The organism is Novosphingobium sp. BW1 (assembly GCF_008107685.1).
Classification (GTDB): domain Bacteria; phylum Pseudomonadota; class Alphaproteobacteria; order Sphingomonadales; family Sphingomonadaceae; genus Novosphingobium.
The window spans coordinates 1-16423 of sequence record NZ_VIRF01000102.1; the positions used below are offsets into that span (position 1 = coordinate 1).

Annotated in this window: 11 protein-coding genes; 4 read left to right on the plus strand and 7 right to left on the minus strand. The window is 66.3% G+C overall.

Going from position 1 to position 16423, the window contains the following annotated elements:
- The 3 genes from FMM79_RS19770 to FMM79_RS19780 all read left to right on the plus strand — a co-directional run.
- A partial coding sequence (locus tag FMM79_RS19770; protein ID WP_205466757.1) for a cellulose synthase subunit BcsC-related outer membrane protein occupies nucleotides 1-1512 on the plus strand: 1512 nt, incomplete at its 5' end.
- Nucleotide 1513: 1 nt separating this feature from the next.
- Complete coding sequence (bcsD, locus tag FMM79_RS19775; RefSeq protein ID WP_148629242.1) at nucleotides 1514-1975, plus strand: cellulose biosynthesis protein BcsD; 462 nt, start codon at nucleotides 1514-1516, stop codon at nucleotides 1973-1975.
- Nucleotides 1965-3026 (plus strand): glycosyl hydrolase family 8, encoded by a 1062-nt coding sequence (locus tag FMM79_RS19780; protein WP_148629243.1) that lies wholly within the window; start codon nucleotides 1965-1967, stop codon nucleotides 3024-3026. The genes bcsD and FMM79_RS19780 overlap by 11 nt, the downstream gene beginning before the upstream one ends.
- Nucleotides 3027-3057: 31 nt before the next feature.
- On the opposite strand, the gene FMM79_RS19785 is transcribed toward FMM79_RS19780, so the two are convergent.
- From FMM79_RS19785 to FMM79_RS19805, 5 genes are all read right to left on the minus strand, one after another.
- Nucleotides 3058-4077: a homoserine dehydrogenase gene (locus tag FMM79_RS19785; RefSeq protein WP_205466759.1), complete on the minus strand. Its 1020-nt coding sequence runs from the start codon at nucleotides 4075-4077 to the stop codon at nucleotides 3058-3060.
- Nucleotides 4067-4489 carry a VOC family protein gene (locus FMM79_RS19790; protein WP_148629244.1) on the minus strand — a complete coding sequence of 141 codons (423 nt, stop codon included), beginning with the start codon at nucleotides 4487-4489 and terminating at the stop codon, nucleotides 4067-4069. Before FMM79_RS19790 ends, FMM79_RS19785 begins: the two co-directional genes overlap by 11 nt.
- Nucleotides 4490-4695: 206 nt before the next feature.
- Nucleotides 4696-6162, minus strand: a complete 1467-nt coding sequence (locus FMM79_RS19795; RefSeq protein WP_148629245.1) for an efflux transporter outer membrane subunit — start codon at nucleotides 6160-6162, stop codon at nucleotides 4696-4698.
- The gene (locus FMM79_RS19800) at nucleotides 6162-7742 is read right to left on the minus strand and encodes an MDR family MFS transporter (RefSeq protein ID WP_148629246.1); all 1581 of its coding nucleotides are present in this window, start codon (nucleotides 7740-7742) and stop codon (nucleotides 6162-6164) included. Before FMM79_RS19800 ends, FMM79_RS19795 begins: the two co-directional genes overlap by 1 nt.
- A 1-nt stretch (nucleotide 7743) precedes the next feature.
- A complete protein-coding gene (locus tag FMM79_RS19805; RefSeq protein WP_148629247.1) occupies nucleotides 7744-8970 on the minus strand; it encodes an HlyD family secretion protein in 1227 nt (408 codons plus the stop codon).
- A gap of 653 nt (nucleotides 8971-9623) precedes the next feature.
- Here FMM79_RS19805 and FMM79_RS19815 point away from each other — a divergent pair.
- Nucleotides 9624-11234: an inorganic phosphate transporter gene (locus FMM79_RS19815; RefSeq protein WP_148629249.1), complete on the plus strand. Its 1611-nt coding sequence runs from the start codon at nucleotides 9624-9626 to the stop codon at nucleotides 11232-11234.
- A gap of 1 nt (nucleotide 11235) precedes the next feature.
- Here FMM79_RS19815 and FMM79_RS19820 read toward each other — a convergent pair whose 3' ends face one another.
- Nucleotides 11236-13311 carry a glycosyl hydrolase family 65 protein gene (locus FMM79_RS19820; RefSeq protein WP_148629250.1) on the minus strand — a complete coding sequence of 692 codons (2076 nt, stop codon included), beginning with the start codon at nucleotides 13309-13311 and terminating at the stop codon, nucleotides 11236-11238.
- 175 nt (nucleotides 13312-13486) lie between these two features.
- Complete coding sequence (locus FMM79_RS19825; protein ID WP_148629251.1) at nucleotides 13487-16360, minus strand: TonB-dependent receptor; 2874 nt, start codon at nucleotides 16358-16360, stop codon at nucleotides 13487-13489.
- Nucleotides 16361-16423: the final 63 nt, after the last annotated feature.

The following is a 16423-nucleotide window of genomic DNA, read 5'->3' on the forward strand; positions in this document are numbered from 1 at the left end:
CCTTCCTACGCCCCCCAGCCCCAGCCGATGGGCGGCTATGGCGCTCCGGCGGGCTATGCCCCCGCGAACGAGAGCTATGGGGCCCAAGGATATGGCGCGCAGGGCTACGGAGCCCAGGCCTCCAGCGCGTCGGGCTACGATCCGGGTCCCGGTTATAGCCAGGACCGAGGCGCCCCTGCGTACGCCAGCCGCAGCGGCTCTGCGCCCGCCGCCTTCGCCGGCAGCGCCACCGCAACGCAGAGCGCGGCCGGGTACGGCACGGGCGCCGCGCCGGCCCCGGCCTACGCCCCGGCCCCGGCGGCAGGACGACAGGGCTCAGGAGCGAGCACCTCTTCGCGCTACGGCGGCGATCCGGTGCTGGCCCGGATTCAGTCGGAGATTGCCGAACTCGCGCAGGACACCGGCCCGCGCGCCGACGTCCAGACCGCCTACCGCCGCCGTTCGGGCGAAGCCGGCCTCAGCCAGCTCGACGAAATCAAGGGCTCGGCCGAACTCTCGACCGGCCTTGCCGGCGGACGCGTCTATGCCAAGGCCGAAGCCAGCGTCATCGACGCAGGTAGGCCTACCGGCTCGGGCCTCGCCCGTTTCGGGTCGAACGGCATCATCGAAGCGGCCGCGATCGTTGCCGAGCAGCCCTCACCGCTCGTCAACGCGGACAGCCAGCACGCCTCGGGCGTCGCCTTCTCGGCCGGATACAGCAATGACTTCGCGCAAGTCGAAGTGGGCACGACGCCCATCGGCATGGGTGAAACCAAGCTGACCTACCGGGCCGCGGCGACCCCCAAGATCGGGCGCGACGTGCGCGCCAGCGCCTGGGTGGAGCGCAAGCCTGTCACCGATTCGGTGGTCTCCTATGCGGGCACCCGCGATCCCGTCACCGGGGTGCGCTGGGGCCAGGTCATGCGCTTTGGCGCAGGCGGCGGTCTGTCCTACGACAGCAACGGCAACGGCGTTTACGGCGAGGGACGCTACTACCGCTTCACCGGCACCAATGTTGCGAAGAACTCCGGCTTCGAAGCCAACGCAGGCGGATACCTGCGCGCCTATCAGGGCCGCACGGACTCGGTCACGGTCGGCCTCAACGTGAACTATCAGGGCTACGACAAGAGCCAGAACTACTTCACTTTCGGCAATGGCGGCTATTTCAGCCCCCAGAGCTTCATCTCGGTCGGCTTCCCGGTGAACTATGCGATCGAGGACGAACGCTTTGTCGGGCGCGCCTCGTTCACGCCCGGTTTTCAAAGCTACAGCCAGGATCGCAGCGTGCTCTATCCGACCGAACCTCAACTCCAGGGACTGCTCGATGGCCTCAAGCTCGAGAACGACGACGTGCGATCCTATTATGACGGGATCAGCGAGACAGGTTTCGCGTTATCGGCAGAGGGCGAGCTTTACTACAAGCTGAACAACTCCACCCGCATCGGTGGCGAGGCCAGCTTCAACACGTTCGGCTCCTATGACGAATTCCGCGGCATGCTCGGCGTGCGCCAAAGCTTCGGGAGTACAAAGTGACATGAACTACCAGGCGTTTCCCTCACGCACGCGATCCAGCGACGATTCAGGTCTGGGCGGCCTTGCCCTGCTGGCGATCTCGAGCGCGACCGAGATCTGCGAGGCGGTGCCCGAGCTCCAGGCCCGCGGCTTCTTCGCCGCAATCGGTCGGCGCATGGCCGCGCTTGAAAGCCTCGACGGCCTATCCGATGCCGCCTTGCTCTCGATTCGTATCAATGATTTCTGGCGCGCGCTGGACTGGGGGGAAGCCAGGCTCGAACTGACCGACGAGGGAATTGTCGTCCAGCACACCAATCTTCCGCGCGACATCGCCCCCGATCCGCGCGGCCACTGGGCCACGATGCTCGCAGGCGTTCTCGAAGGCGCCTATGACAGCTGGTTCCGCACGCTGGGCAGCGGCCCGGCGCTCACCACCACTGCCGAATGGAAAGGGGATACGCTCGAGCTTCGCCATGGTCGATGATTACAGACGTATCGACAGGCGCACCTTCGCGATCGGCCTGATGGCCGCGCTCGCCGCCTGCAACAAGAGCCAGAAGAGCGAGGCCGCCATGCCCGGCATGCACACCGGGCCCCGTCCCACGCCTCCCGCACCAAGCCCTATGGGCGCCTCGTTCTGGAACGAGTGGCGCACCCACTTCCTCGCGCCCGAGGGCCGCGTCGTGGACACTGGCAACGGCGACATCAGCCACAGCGAGGGGCAGAGCTACGGCCTGCTGCTGGCCTACCAGGCTGGCGAACGCGACACCTTTACCCGCATCGCCGAGTGGACCGAGGCCAACCTCGCGCGCAGCGACAGGGCGCTCTATGGCTGGCGCTGGGAGCCCGCCGCGCGCGCAATGACCGACACCAACAACGCGACCGACGGCGATATCGTGATCGCATGGGCGCTTGCCCTCGCTGGGGAGCGCTGGAACGAACCGCGCTGGACCGAGCGTGCCCGTGAGGTACGGGCCGCAATCCGCAAGCACTGCGTCATCTCGCGCTACAACCGCCAGCTGCTGATCCCGGGCCTGCAGGGCTTCGTCGAGGACGCGGGCGTCACGCTCAACCCCAGCTACTTCGTGTGGCCCGCGCTCGACCAGTTTGCAAAGGCCGATGGGATGGCAACCTGGGGCCACGTGATTCGCGACAGCGAGGACCTCTTGCGGCTTTCGCGCTTCGGACGCCACGACCTTCCCTGCGACTGGATCCGGGTGACCGGCACACGCAGTGTCGCCCCGGCCCCCGACAAGCCGCCACGCTTCGGCTACGATGCAATTCGCGTGGCGCTCTGGGGCGCGCAGGGCAACCGCACCGATCTCACCGCGCCCATCGCCAGCTACTGGCGCTCGTGCCTGGCCCAGCACCGCCCGATCCCGGCGTGGATTGATGTGGTGAACGGCCAGGAAGCGGAATACGCTCTCTCCAATGGCGGCGCGGCGATTGCCGGGCGCCTCTTGGGGACGGCCTATCCCACCCAGCTCTCGAACGACTACTTTGCCGCCTCGCAGCAGATGCTCGCGCAGGTATGAGGACACGCGCGCCGGGGCTCTGACTTTCGCGTCAGCCCCGGCCCGCCCGCTTCTCCAGAACCAGCTCGAAATCCTTGAGCGCGGCGCACGAAGTCGCGAGCGGCTCGGGTCCGCCCCCCATCGTCAGGATCTCGCCCATGCAGTCGGTCTCGACGCGCAGAGCCTTGGTCTTGCCCGGAATATGGGCAAAGGCGTGGTCGAGCGGATAAGTCCGCACTTCGACCGAAGCGACCGGCATCTCCCCTGTGCAGACCAGCCGCCCGACAAGGCGCGGCATCAGCCCCTGCGCCTTCCAGCCCGCGACCCGCTCCGGGGTCACATCGCCGATGCCGGACACCGTCACATCCTCCAGCGCCAGTCCTGCATCGAGCCCGAAATTGGCGAGAATGGTAAGCTTACAGGCCGTATCCCAGCCCTCGATGTCGCGGCTCGGATCGCGCTCGGCGAAGCCGCCCGCCTGCGCCTCCCCTAAGGCCTCGGCAAAGGTGCAGCCGCGCGCCATCATCGCGTTGAGAAGGAAGTTGGTGGTCGCATTGAACACGCCCTCCAGCGCCAGCACTTTCGCCCCGCGCAGCCCCGTCTCGATCAGGTCGATGGTGGGAAGCGCGGCGGCCGTCGCCCCGCTGATACGCAGCGAAGCGCCGGTCATATGCGCCAGCTCGCGCAGTCGTGCCCCCGAATGGACGAGCGCGCCCTTGGAGACGACCACCGCGTCGCGCCCCGACCCCAGCTGCATCAGCAGGTAACCCAGTGCAGGCCCTCCGGTCGCGAAGTCGGTCGGCCCGGCCTCGATCAGCACGGCGGGCGCGATTTCCGCAAGAAATTCGGAGCCCGTGAGTCCTTCCTCCAGCGCGGTCCCGGTCACCTCGGCAAGGCCGTCCGCGCGCACCGCCCCGCACCGCGAACCGCAGACCGCAACGAGACGCACATCGCAGCCATAAACCTGCGCATAGCGCGCACGCCGCTCCAGCAGCGTCACGGCCACCTGCCGCCCGATATTGCCGTAGCCCGCAATCGCGACCGTGACGGGCCGCAGGGACTCACTTGGCAAAGAGCTGCTCCATGTCGGCAAAGGCCTTGATCTCGATGGCGTTGCCCGCCGGATCGGCGAAGAACATCGTCGCCTGCTCACCCGGTTCCCCCTCGAAGCGGATGTAAGGCGCTATAATAAAGTCGATCCCCGCAGCCTCCAGCGTGTCGGCCAGCGCCTGCCACTTGGCCATCGAGAGGACGATGCCGAAATGGCGCACCGGCACCCCGTGGCCATCGACCGCGTTGGCCTTCACCGCGCCCGTTTCCTCAGGCGCCAGATGCGCGACGATCTGGTGGCCGAAGAAGTCGAAGTCGACCCATTCGTCGCTCGAGCGCCCTTCGTTGCAGCCCAGCACGCCCAGGTAGAACGCCCGCGCCGCCTCCAGGTCATCGACCGGGAAGGCAAGGTGGAAAGGATGGGTGACGGCCATGGCAAGCTCCCACTGGATATATTTGTTCGGGTCTGGCCTCCCCTGTGCCGCAGGCACCAGGCCGGGGCAAGGAGAAGGACAGGATTCCGAGGGCCGTCGCCCTCGGGCTCCCGAAACTGTCCAGCTCACCTCCCACACGCCGCGCTGGCTGATTCAGGCGAGGTTGCCCATTCTGGGGGCAAGGGGCAATGGCCCCTTGAAGAAGCCTATTCGCTCCAGCCCAGCCCCAGCGCCTTGTTCACCGCGATGTAATCGATGGTGAGCTGCGCCTTGGCCTGCGCGACGTTGGAAGCGGCGGTCAGCGCCTGGCGTTCGATATCGAGCTGGTCGATCAGCGAGCTGGTGCCCGCAGCGAAGCGCTGACGGTTGAGGTGCGCGGCCCGCTCGGCGCTTTGCTGCGAGGCAACCAGCTGGGCCAACTGGCGCCGGGTCGCGCCAAAGCGGGCGAGGCTGTCCTCGGCGTCCTGCAGACCTTCAAGCACGCTCTGGCGGTACTGCGCCTCGGCCTGATCGGCCTGCGCCTCGGCCTGCCGGACCTGCGCGCCGGTGCGCCCGAAGTCGAAGAGCGGCCAGCTGATCTGGGGCATGAGGAGAGCAGCAAGGTTGCCCGGATCAAGCACGTCGCCCGGCTCGGTTCCGCCGATCCCAAGGATCCCCATGAACGAGATCCCGGGAAGGCGCTGCGCTTCCTTGACCCCGATCTGCGCGGTGCTGGCCGCCAGCGCGCGTTCGGCCGCGCGGATGTCCGGGCGGCGCGCGAGAAGCCCCGCAGGATCGCCCACGGCGATTTCGGCAGGCGGCAGGGGAAGTGCGCCTTCGTCCTCAAGCTCGACATCGAGCGCGCCCGGCGCCTGTCCGGTCAGGACCGCCAGCGCGTTCTTGTAGAGGAGGACCTGTGTATCCAGCGGCACGGTCTGCGCTTCATTGGCGGCAAGCTCGCCCTTCAGTCGCTCCACCTCGAGGTCCGACGCAGTGCCCGCGGCCAGCCGCTGGCGGGTGAGTTCCAGAGCACGGCGCTGCTTCTCGACCGCCTCGCGGGTAAGCGCCAAGCGCGCCTGGGCATCGCGCAGGTTAACGTAGGTCTGGGCGACCTGCGCGCTCAGGGACACCTGCGCATCGGCAAGTTCGGCGTAGCGCTGGCCGACCTGCGCCCGCGAGGCCTCGATCCCCCTGCGCCGCGCGCCCCACAGGTCCGGCTCCCACGAGACATTGGCGCCCACGTTATAGAAGTCGAGCGAGGAGCTGCCGCCCGAGCTTTCGCCGTCCGCGCCATCCTCACCGTCTCCACTTCCCCCAATGGCCGAGCCCGGCAGGCGCGCGTGGACGTACATCGCGTTGGGCGAGATGCTGGGCATGAGCCCGGCCTTGCCTTCGGCGAGACTGCCTTGCGCCTCGGCGATACGCGCCGCAGCCAGATCCATGGTCGGGCTGTGCGCCAGCGCGTCGTCGATAAGACGGGTGAGCAGCGGATCGTTCAGGCTCTCCCACCAGCGGGCCAGCTGCGGCGCGTCAGCGCGCACGCTTTCGTCCGCGCGTACGAAGGCCCCGCCGTGGGTGCCGGGCGCGATCACCTCGGGCGGGCCGGCATAGTCCGGGCCCATGGTGCAGGCACTTGCCAGCGAAAGAAGGGCGAACGCGCCCGCGGACATGAGAGGGGTACGGGGGACAAACATCAGTGCATGGCTCCTGCGGAGGCATCCTTGGGCAGCGGTTTGAGCAGGAAGACCAGCGGAAACACCAGCACGGTCACCACGCTCATCGCAAAGAAGATATCGTTGTAGGTCATCGTCAGCGCCTGGCCCTGGATGGTCTGGCCAATAGCGCGAAGGCCTGCCTCGGGGCTGCCGAGCATCCGGCCCATGCTGGAGACGTAGTCCTGCACCGCCGGGTCATTGGCATGGAGGCTCTCCTCGATCCGGCGCGAGTGAAGCCAGACGCGGTTCTGCTGGAGGATCGAGATACCCGCCAGCGCGAAACTGCCGCCCAGGTTGCGCATCGCGTTGAACAGGCCCGAGGCATCGCCTGCATCCTCCGGCGGGACCGACTGCACGCAGGCCTGGCTGAGAAACAGCATGCCCAGGATCGTGCCGAGCCCGCGCATCAGCTGGGATTCGGTGAAGTCAACGCCGGTCGACTGGATCGTGAGGCTCGTCTCCAGGTAGGCCGAAAGCCCCATGATAAGCATGCCGAAGCCCACCGCGAGGCGGATGTCGACCTTGCGGATGAGGAAGGGCACGAAGGGCATCATCAGGATCGAGGGAATGCCCGAAAGCAGCACCACCTTGCCCGACTGCAGCGCGTTGTAGTTCGCAATCGCGGCGAGGAACTGCGGGATGGCGTACGACGTACCGTAGAGCACGACACCCAGCGCAATGCCCATCGTTGCGACCGCGCCGAACTGGCGGTCGAGAAGCAGGCTGAGCTTGATCACGGGCCGCCGCGCAGTCGCCTGCCCCCAGAACAGGAAGCCGAAGCCGACCACGGTGATGAGCGCCATGTACCGGATGAGCTCGGAGGCGAACCACTCCTCGCGCGCGCCTTCCTCCAGGAACACGGTGAGGCCGCCAAGGCCCAGCGCGAGACCAGCGATGCCGAACCAGTCGGCCTCGCGGATGAGGTGGAGGCGCGACTTCTCGGCCGGCAGACCTACGAAGAGAAGGGTCAGCAGGATCGCCGAAATGGGCACGTTGAGGAAGAAGGCGTAGTGCCACGAGACGCTCTCGGTCAGCCAGCCGCCGACAAGGGGGCCGAGCAGCGGCCCCAGGATCGCGACAATGCCGAAGGCCGCGGTGCCGATCGACTGCTGGTGGCGCGGCAGGCGCTGGGCGATGATCGTCTGCGCGGTCGGGATCAGCGCCCCGCCGGTAAAGCCCTGCCCGACGCGCCCGAAGACCATCATCGAAAGCGAGGTGGAAAGGCCGCAGATCACCGAGAAGATGGTGAAGAGCGTAACCGCGATGAGGAGGAAGGTGCGCAGCCCCAGCATCCGCTCCAGCCAGGCCGACAGCGGGATGATGACGATCTCGGCAACGAGGTAGGCGGTCGCGACCCAGGCCCCTTCGGTGCCGGTTGCGCCCAGTTCGCCCTGGATCGTAGGGAGCGCCGAGTTGACAATCGAGATGTCGAGCGTCGCCATGAGCGCACCCATCGTGCCTGCCGCGACCGCCAGCCAGGCGCCCAAGTCCGCGTTGCGGCGCGGCTGTGCACCGCTACCGCTACCACCTGCGTTTGCATCGAGAGCCGCGCTCGCCATCTCAGCGCGTCCCGCGGGTCTTCGCCTCGGCGCTCGATTCGGCCTCCTCGCCCGCCTCCTCGCTTGCCTCCTCGATCTCGTCCAGTTCACCCTCGGCGCTGCGGGTGTCGACCGTGACCGTCACCGAGAGGCCGGGAACGAGCAGCTTGCGCGCGCTGGCCGGCGCCTCGATGGCGATGCGTACGGGCACGCGCTGGACGATCTTGGTGAAGTTGCCGGTCGCGTTCTCGGGCGGAAGCAGCGAGAACTGGGCGCCGGTCCCGGGTGACACGCTGGCAACGCGGCCGTTGATCTCGGTGCCTTCCAGAGCGTCGACCGAGATGCGCGCGGGCTGGCCCGGACGCATGAGGGCAAGCTGCGTTTCCTTGAAGTTGGCCGTCACGTAAAGCTTGTCGAGCGGCACCACCGACATGAGCCGGGTGCCCGCCTGCACGAACTGGCCGGTGCGCACGGTCCGGTCACCGATGCGGCCCGCGATGGGCGCTCGGATAAGCGTGGCTTTCAGATCAACGTCGGCGGCTTCGAGCTGGGCCTTCGCGCCCTCGCCCTGCGCACGCGCCTGCGCGACCTGGGTTTCAAGCGTGGCAATGCGGCGCTGCTGCGCGGTGAGCGCGGCTTCGAGCTGACGCACCTGCTCGGCCGACTGGGTGGCGGCCAGTTTGAGCTGGTCGAGCGTCTCGCGCCGTTCCGCGCCCGAGGCGACGAGCGGAGCGTAGCGATCGACCTCGCCCGCATCGTGGCGGGCCTTGGCCCGCGCGGCGGCCAGTTGGGCGCGGGCTTGCGCGACAGCGGCCTGCTGCTCGGCAATTCCGGCACGCGCGTTCTCGACCGAAGCCTGCGCTTGCGCAATCTGGGCGCGGGCCTGCGCGGCGCGGGCATCATAGTCGCTGGCATCGATACGCACGAGCGGCGCGTCCTTCGCCACGTTCTGGTTGTCCTCGACAAGGACCTCGGAGACATAGCCACTCACCTTGGGGGCGATGGCCACCATGTCGACGTCGATCTGTGCGTCGTTGGTCTCCTGGAAGTACTGCCCATAGGTTTCATAGCGCATGAACCAGAGCCCGCCGCCGATCGCGATCAGGATCGCGGCGATGAGAAGGTTGCGCTTGGTCTTGCCGCTCAGGCCCTTGCGGCCCGTGTCCTTGGCATCGTCTCGGGCAGCGTCCCCGACATCGCTGTTGCCTGCCGCCTGTTCGGATCCCTTCGCGGCGCTTTCACTCACCATTGCCAGTCTTAACTCCGTGTTGCGCGCGCAGGTGCGCCGCGCGTTGCAGACCCTGCACGAAACCGCCGTCCCGATGGATGGCGCGGCCCGCAGAGGTTCCGCGATTATCTTTTGCCTTGCCGCGAAAAGAGGCGCAAAATCGCATCAGAAAGAACAAGAACCGGGAGAGGTTCCCATGGAACGGTACGATCCTGCGATAAGCCGGTGTCCCTTCATGCTGCTGTGCGGCGCAAGTGCCAGTGCCTTGCTGGTGTTTGTCGGCGTCCTCCACGTGCTGGGCTGAACGGTTCCGGCGTGGCCTGGCGGCCCGCCCAAAGCGAACGGCAAGTCATAGCCCTTCAGTGACTTGCCCGTATCGGTATACGATTGCGTCCCTGTGAAGGCGCAAGGCCCAAACGCGTGCCCCGCCGATATACTTAGCTAGGTTATCTTGCAAGGGGCGTGAACGGATCGGCCGCCCATCCCCGCTTTGCCGCGCCTGCGAAGACCGCCCCCGGCCCGCGCGAGGCCATGCACCGCTCGGTTCAGGGCTCGCCCGGCATCCCGAGTCGCGCCCAACCCGGCGCACCACGCTCGACACACGACGGTCATTTACCTTGTTTAAGTCCCTATCGTTGAACCCTGATAACGACCACGGACCCCCCGCGCACACGATGGCCACGCTCAATTCCCCCCTGCCCGATCTCACCGCATCCGGTTCCCGGCCCCGGCTTGCCCTGCCCAATATCGGCTTTGCCCTGCTTCTGGCCGTGAGTGGCGGCGCATTCCTTGTCTGGGGGGGCGGCTACATCGGCTCGGGGAGCCTCCTGCTCTTCGTGCTCGCCACGCTGTTCGGGCTGTTCATGGCCTTCAACATCGGCGGCAACGATGTCGCCAACTCGTTCGGCACCAGCGTGGGCGCGGGCACCCTCACAATCGGGCAGGCGCTGGGCGTCGCGGCCATCTTCGAAGTCAGCGGCGCGGTGATCGCGGGCGGCGATGTCACCGACACGATACGCAGCGGCATTGTCGACCTCACAGCCCTTACGGTCAGCCCGCTCCAGTTCATCCGGGTGATGATGGCCGCGCTGGTCGCCGCTGCGTTCTGGCTGCTCTTTGCCAGTCGCCGGGGCTGGCCGGTCTCGACGACACACTCGATCATCGGCGGCATCGTCGGAGCCTCGGTGGTGCTCGGCGTGCGCCTGGGCAGCACATCCTCCGCGCTGGCCCTCGTGCAGTGGGACGAGATCGCGCGCATCGCCCTGTCCTGGGTGCTCTCCCCGCTACTGGGCGGGCTCGTCTCCTATGGCCTGTTCCGCCTCATCAAGCACCATGTCCTGTTCTACAACGAGCGCGCCGAGGCGCGTGTGCGCGACATCCGCGCCGAACAGAAGGCGCTGCGCCGCGAACACCGCAGCGCCTTTGAAAGCCTGACCGAACTGCAGCAGGTCAACTACAGCACGATGCTGGTCCGCGATATGGACGTGCTGCGCAGCGAGGACTTTCATCCCGAGGAGCTGGAAACCGACTACTATCGCAAGTGGTACGCCATCGAGCGCCAGCGCGACGAGGTGGAGACCCACCGTGCGCTCCAGCTCTGGGTGCCGCTTGTCGCCGCGCTGGGCGCGGCGGTGCTGTCGGCCATGCTGCTGTTCAAGGGTCTCAAGCACATGGAGCTGGGCCTTGCGACGCTGACCAACTACCTCATCATGGCGATGGTCGCCGCAATGGCCTGGGCGACGACCTTTCTCTTCGTGCGCACCTTGCGCCAGGCCCCGCTCGAGCGCGCGACCTTCCTCCTCTTCAGCTGGATGCAGGTCTTCACCGCCTGCGGCTTTGCCTTCAGCCACGGCGCCAACGACATCGCCAACGCGGTCGGGCCCTTTGCCGCGATCCTCGACGTGCTGCGTACAGGCGTCATCGTCTCCTCGGCCGTCGTGCCGCCGATGGTGATGATCGTGTTCGGCGTCGCGCTCGTCGTGGGCCTGTGGTTCATCGGCAAGGAGGTCATCGCCACGGTCGGCCATGGCCTGACCGCGATGCACCCGGCCTCGGGCTTCTGCGCAGAGCTGGGCGCGGCCTGTGTGGTCATGCTCGCCTCGAGCCTGGGCATCCCGGTTTCCAGCACTCACATCCTGATCGGCGCGGTGCTGGGCATCGGCATCGTCAACCGCCAGACCAACTGGAGCCTGATGAAGCCCATCGCGCTGGCCTGGGTGGTGACACTGCCCGCCGCCGGGATCATCGCGGCGGCGGCCTTCCTCGTTTCGGGATACCTCTTCTAGTTCACCTTTCCGAGAGCGCCTTCAGCTCGGCGATACGGATCGCCTTGCCGTGCGTCGGCGTCATTACCGCGCGCACCTTGGTGAGCCGGCGCGCGGCAAAGTTAAGCGTGGTCACGCCATTGGCGAGCGGCGTCGCCGAACCTAGGTCGCGCCACGCGCTGTCCTCCCAGCCCTCGACCGTGACCCTGCCCGGCGCACGGATGTCCGCGCCGTTGTCGAAGAAGGCCAGCTTCACCGAAGAGACCGGCTGGGGAGCGCCAAAGTCGACCGCGTACCACTGCGACGCCGTTCCCGCTGCGGAGGTCCAGCCGTTGGGAAGCTCGGGGTAGAACCAGAGGCGACCGTCGATCCCGTCGTGCAGGTTCTCCGCCTCGGCCCCGCTCGACGCGCTAGCGCGGGGATAGTTACCGCGCACCAGCTGCACCGCGTGATCGATTTCGCGCACGATGGGCGCGGGCGCCTTGCGAGCGAGCGGCACCTCGATCCGACCCAGATCCGCGCGGTGGGCCAGCACCTTGCCATCGGCCGCCACGGTCAGCCCCGCGCCCGTGCCATAGTGGGAGCCATCCGCGTCCCAAGTCACCGAGATCATATGGCCGTGATAGGGCACCCGCTCGACATGAAACCAGGGCAATGCGTCGGGATCGCCCGCCTTGGGCAGCAGCGGGTTCACCTCCAGCACGTCGTCGGCGCGCGGGCGAATGCCGACAAGGCCGGTCAGGATGAGATCGTTGTAGCCTGAATGAAAATAGTGGTGGCTGCGGTCGAGCCCGACGATGGGCTTGCCGGTCGCGGGATCGTAGTCTTCCTCCAGATCGAGCTTGTCACCCTGGAAATGCAGCTGCGTGTACTGGCGCAGGAGGCGCATGTAGGTGCTGCGCGTCACGGGCCCCGCCTCCTCGTAATGGTCGAGAAGATTGGCCATTCCGGTCAGCACCTGCGTCGTCTGGTAAGGCCAGATCGGGCCGTTCCACTGACACTCACGCGCATCACCCAGGTAGCGGTACTGGCGCATGTAATACTCGTAGGAACGCTCGACCGTGCGCATTCCGGCCTCGCCCGCCAGCCCATCGGGATCGAGCAGATGCGCCCAGGCCTGCGCGTACTTGGCCTCATCAGGCACGGCATCGAACATCCAGGGCAGGAAGCCGACCAGTTCGCGCGCGCGGATGAAGTCCCAGTAGGAGACGTGCTCGTTGTGGGTGCGGTAGCGGTCGGTGAAGTGCTCCAGCTCCGGGTTCCACAGGTCCGCCACCATCCGCGCCTGAAGTGCCTTCGCCTTGGCTTCGAACTCGTCCGCCAGCGCGGTGTCGCCGGTCATCGCGGCGATGCGCGCGATCGCGCGGTCGTTGGCGATCATGTAGCTGTTGACCGAGGGACGGAACGAATGCCCCCCGCCAAAGCCGTCCTCGCCGCCCGAGGCATCGATAGAGGAGACGGTGTACTCGGTCGCATCGAGCAGGGGCTCGACCCAGTAGAGCCCCTTGGACCAGTCCATGTGGTCTTCCCAAAGGCCGTAGATATGGCGCATCACCTTCAAGTGGCGGGTCACCCCCGCACTGTCGCCGTCAACAAGGTACCGCCCCCAGGTCGAGTCCGCCATGTGGTCAGTGAAGTGGCGGTCGTTGCCGCCCTCGTACATGAAGTCGATGTAGTCGTTCACGAAGCGTCGGTCGTGGAGCCAGCGCCCCTCGGCGATGTGGAAGCCGCTGGCATCGTTGAGGCTGGCGTATGGTTCGCGCTGCCAGCCCACATCGTCGGCGAACTCGGTGGTGATGAAGCCCTTGGCCCCCAGATCGCGCTGGTGCGCGCGGTAGATCGACCAGCGGTAGTACCAGACCGCATCGATCTTCGGATCCGCGCTCTCGAAAAAGGGAATGCGCTCGGCATACCAGGGCGCATCGTTGCCAAAGCGCGAGCGGGCGATCGCCCCGGTATCGAGCTTCACAGGAATCCCTGCCGCCCTTGAACCACGCTCCGGAGCCGGGTCCGCCGGCGGCGCCGCGCCTGCCAGGAGAGGTGCTGTTCCGGCCAGCAGCGCGCTGGTCCAAAGTGCCCGTGCCGTTCGTGCGATCATGTTGGCTGCCCGTCTCCTGGAATGGGGTCCCTGAAATGAAAAAGGCGACCGTCCCCCGGGGCGTTGGGAGAGGAGAAAGATGCCCCGGGAGAACGGTCGCCTCGTGCCGACCCCGCCGCCACGCGCCCTTGCAGAATGGCAAAAGCAAGGGGCGGGCACGGGATCGCCAAAGGTTTTACTGGAAGGTGAAGCGCGCTCCGATGGCGAAGGTGCGCGGAACCAGGGTGGTACCCAGGTTCATCGTCTCCGCGCCGCCAGCCGAGCCGTACTTGTAGAAGCTCTGCTGGTTTTCCTTGGTGAGATTACGCGCATCAAAGGTCAGCGCGATGTCATCCGTCACGTTGGCGGTCAGCTGGAAGTCCATGTAACCCGAGGACTTGTACCACACGCCAATCGGGTTGGCGAAGAGACGCTGTTCGTTGTTGTGCAGGAAGCCCTTGCGCCACACGTAGGAGAGACGTGCGCCAATGGGACCGCGCTGGTAGGCGAGCGTCGCGTTGTACGAGAGCTTGGAGACGTTGAAGAAATCCGACTGCGTGTAGCCTACGACTTCGCCAAGCTGGTTGGTCTCGGGGATCGTCTGGTTAGAATCGAGCACCGTGAGACTGCCCTGGAAGCCGAGGCCATCCAGAACGCTGGGCAGGTAGGTCGGGAAGTAGGTCAGGCCCACTTCGACACCCTTGAGCACACCGTCCGATGCGTTGGCCGGGCGGGTGATCGTGAAGTAGTCGGTAGCGCCCGCCTCGATGTCGTTGTTGGGGATGTACTCGTAGCTCGAGATCGGCACGACGAGGCCCGAGATTTTGCGACGGAAGCCCGTCACGGTGATCGCGCTGTTGGGCTCGAAGTACCACTCGATCGCAACGTCGATGTTCTTCGAATGCGTCGGGTTGAGCCCGGCCGTGCCGGCCGTGCCGCTGCCGTAGCCGACGTTGGTGAGGTCACCCGTCAACTGATAGGTCGGGTTGACGTCGGTGAAGTTGGGACGGCGCAGAGTCTCACCGTAGTTGAAGCGCAGGCGCAGATCGCGGGTGATCTCGTAGCGCGCGGTGAAGCTGGGCAGGAACTTGGCCGAACCGCGCGAAACCGAGCTTTGCTCGAAGTTGTTGAGACGGTCGTAGAAGTCATAATCGGTGTCGATATTGACGTAACGCACGCCCGCCTGAAGATCGAGCGGATTGCCGAAGATCGAGATCTGCGCGTCCGCCATCACGTAGCCCGACATCGTGATTTCCTCGATGCCGAAGGTCTGGCCCAGCGAAAGCTGGTCGCTGGTCGGACGGCCGTAGAGACCGCGCACGGTGTCCGCGTTGTCGTAAAGCCAGTTGCCGTCGATGTTGACCCAGCTGCGCGGCAGGTCGCCCTCGCCCTTGTAGAAGCCCGAGTTGGTGAACAGGGCATCTTCGGGCAGGTCGGACAGATTGCCACCCAGCGCCACGGCATCGCCGGTGCGGATGTAACTGGCCGCCTTGCGACGGTCGACGCGAAGGCCCGCGGCGACGCGGCGCAAGAAGCCCTCGTAGAAGCCGTAGTAGCCATCGAGCTTGCCGGTGAGCGCGCTGCCCTTGTCCTTGTTGGCGTTGTCGTAAAGTTCGCCCACGGCCCAGGTCGAGGGCTGCGTCAGCAAGCTGTCGTCCGAGAAATGGTAGGAGGGGATGCCGCCGCCCGCGTTGAAGTCGGCGGTGATCTCATCGGCCACACGGCTGGTGCGCATGGCGATGAAGGAGCCTTCAAAAGTGCTGGTCTGGTAGGCAAGATCGCTGGTGATCTTGCCATCGCCATCACCCACGTCCCACTGGCCGTTCAGGTGGTAGACATAGCTGTCGGTCTTCGACTTGTTGAGGTCGGAAGAATTGAACCCGAAGACATCGCCCACGGTGCGCGACTTGACGATGTTGGTGCCGTCGTAAAGCTCGACCGCTCCGGGGTTGCCCCACCAGTCGACGAAGCTGAACTGCAGGCTGTTGAACGTCTCGCTGCGGAAACCGGTGTAGAACATCTCGGCGGTGTAGACCGAGCTGGAGTTGGGCGCCCACTGCAGTGCGGCGTTGAACGCGGGGCGCTCACGCTTGCCGTAAAGGTCCGAGGAGAACACCGCGTCGCGAGAGAGGACATAGGGCACGTCCTGACCGTTGATGTTGAGCGTCGCGCCCGGATCGGTGGAAAGCCCTGCGTTGAGGCCCGGCTGCCAGATGTTGCCGTCGGGATTGCCCGGCGTGACCGAGCGGCAGTCATTGGGCTGGATACGCTCGTAGGGGACCCAGGCCGCGCCGCCCGCGCAAGCGCCTGGCGCGCCGCTGACGGTGGGCAGGTTGCTGTCGGTGAGGAACGGCACGAGCGCGCCTGCGGTCGCGGATTCTGTGCGGTACTTCGAGCGGATGTAGCTGGCGTTGACGAGGACGCCGATGCGCCCGATGCCCGTGTCCCAGCTGTCGGCAACAAGCAGCGCGCCGCTCGGATTGAAGGTGTCGGCTATCTCGTCATACGTGCCGCGCGCCTGGCCCGACACGGCAAAGCCGCTGAAGTCGAACGGACGGCGGGTCTTGACGTCGATCTGGCCGGCAAGGCCGGTTTCAAGCTGGTCCGCCGAGCGGGTCTTGAAGACGTTGACCTGCTTCACGAGATTCGCCGGGATATCCTGGAGCGAGAAGCTCTGGCCGGACGCGGTGAAGACGTTGATGCCGTTCAGCGTGGTGACGGGATCGTTCAGGCCGCGGATGGTGACGGTCTGCGCCTCGCCGCTCGCGCGGTCGGTGATCTGGATGCCGGTGACGCGCTGGAGCGCCTCGACGACGTTGTTGTCGGGCAGCTTGCCGACGTCCTCGGACACGATCGAATCGACGATCTGGACATTGTTCTTGCGCACGTTGAGCGCGCCCAGAATGGAGGCGCGCACGCCCGTGACGATGATTTCCTCGGCGCTCGGCTCCGCCGCGCCATCGGCAGCCTGAGGCTGGGCTGCGGGAGCGGCCTCCTGCGCATTCGCCACGCCGGCGATGCCCAGAGCAAGAACAGAAGCTGTGCAGAATGCGAATGGCCGGAATGCCATGATCAACCCTCCCAATTTTAAGTGCGCAGCGGTTCCTGCGCCGTGTTCGTGAGGGTCTGATTA

What these genes read in the sequence shown, in the direction of transcription:
- bcsD (WP_148629242.1), top strand. Translation starts at nt 1,514, where the DNA reads ATGAACTACCAGGCGTTTCCCTCACGCACGCGATCCAGCGACGATTCA.
- FMM79_RS19780 (WP_148629243.1), top strand. Translation starts at nt 1,965, where the DNA reads ATGGTCGATGATTACAGACGTATCGACAGGCGCACCTTCGCGATCGGC.
- FMM79_RS19790 (WP_148629244.1), bottom strand. Translation starts at nt 4,489, where the DNA reads ATGGCCGTCACCCATCCTTTCCACCTTGCCTTCCCGGTCGATGACCTG.
- FMM79_RS19795 (WP_148629245.1), bottom strand. Translation starts at nt 6,162, where the DNA reads ATGTTTGTCCCCCGTACCCCTCTCATGTCCGCGGGCGCGTTCGCCCTT.
- FMM79_RS19800 (WP_148629246.1), bottom strand. Translation starts at nt 7,742, where the DNA reads ATGGCGAGCGCGGCTCTCGATGCAAACGCAGGTGGTAGCGGTAGCGGT.
- FMM79_RS19805 (WP_148629247.1), bottom strand. Translation starts at nt 8,970, where the DNA reads ATGGTGAGTGAAAGCGCCGCGAAGGGATCCGAACAGGCGGCAGGCAAC.
- FMM79_RS19815 (WP_148629249.1), top strand. Translation starts at nt 9,624, where the DNA reads ATGGCCACGCTCAATTCCCCCCTGCCCGATCTCACCGCATCCGGTTCC.
- FMM79_RS19820 (WP_148629250.1), bottom strand. Translation starts at nt 13,311, where the DNA reads ATGATCGCACGAACGGCACGGGCACTTTGGACCAGCGCGCTGCTGGCC.
- FMM79_RS19825 (WP_148629251.1), bottom strand. Translation starts at nt 16,360, where the DNA reads ATGGCATTCCGGCCATTCGCATTCTGCACAGCTTCTGTTCTTGCTCTG.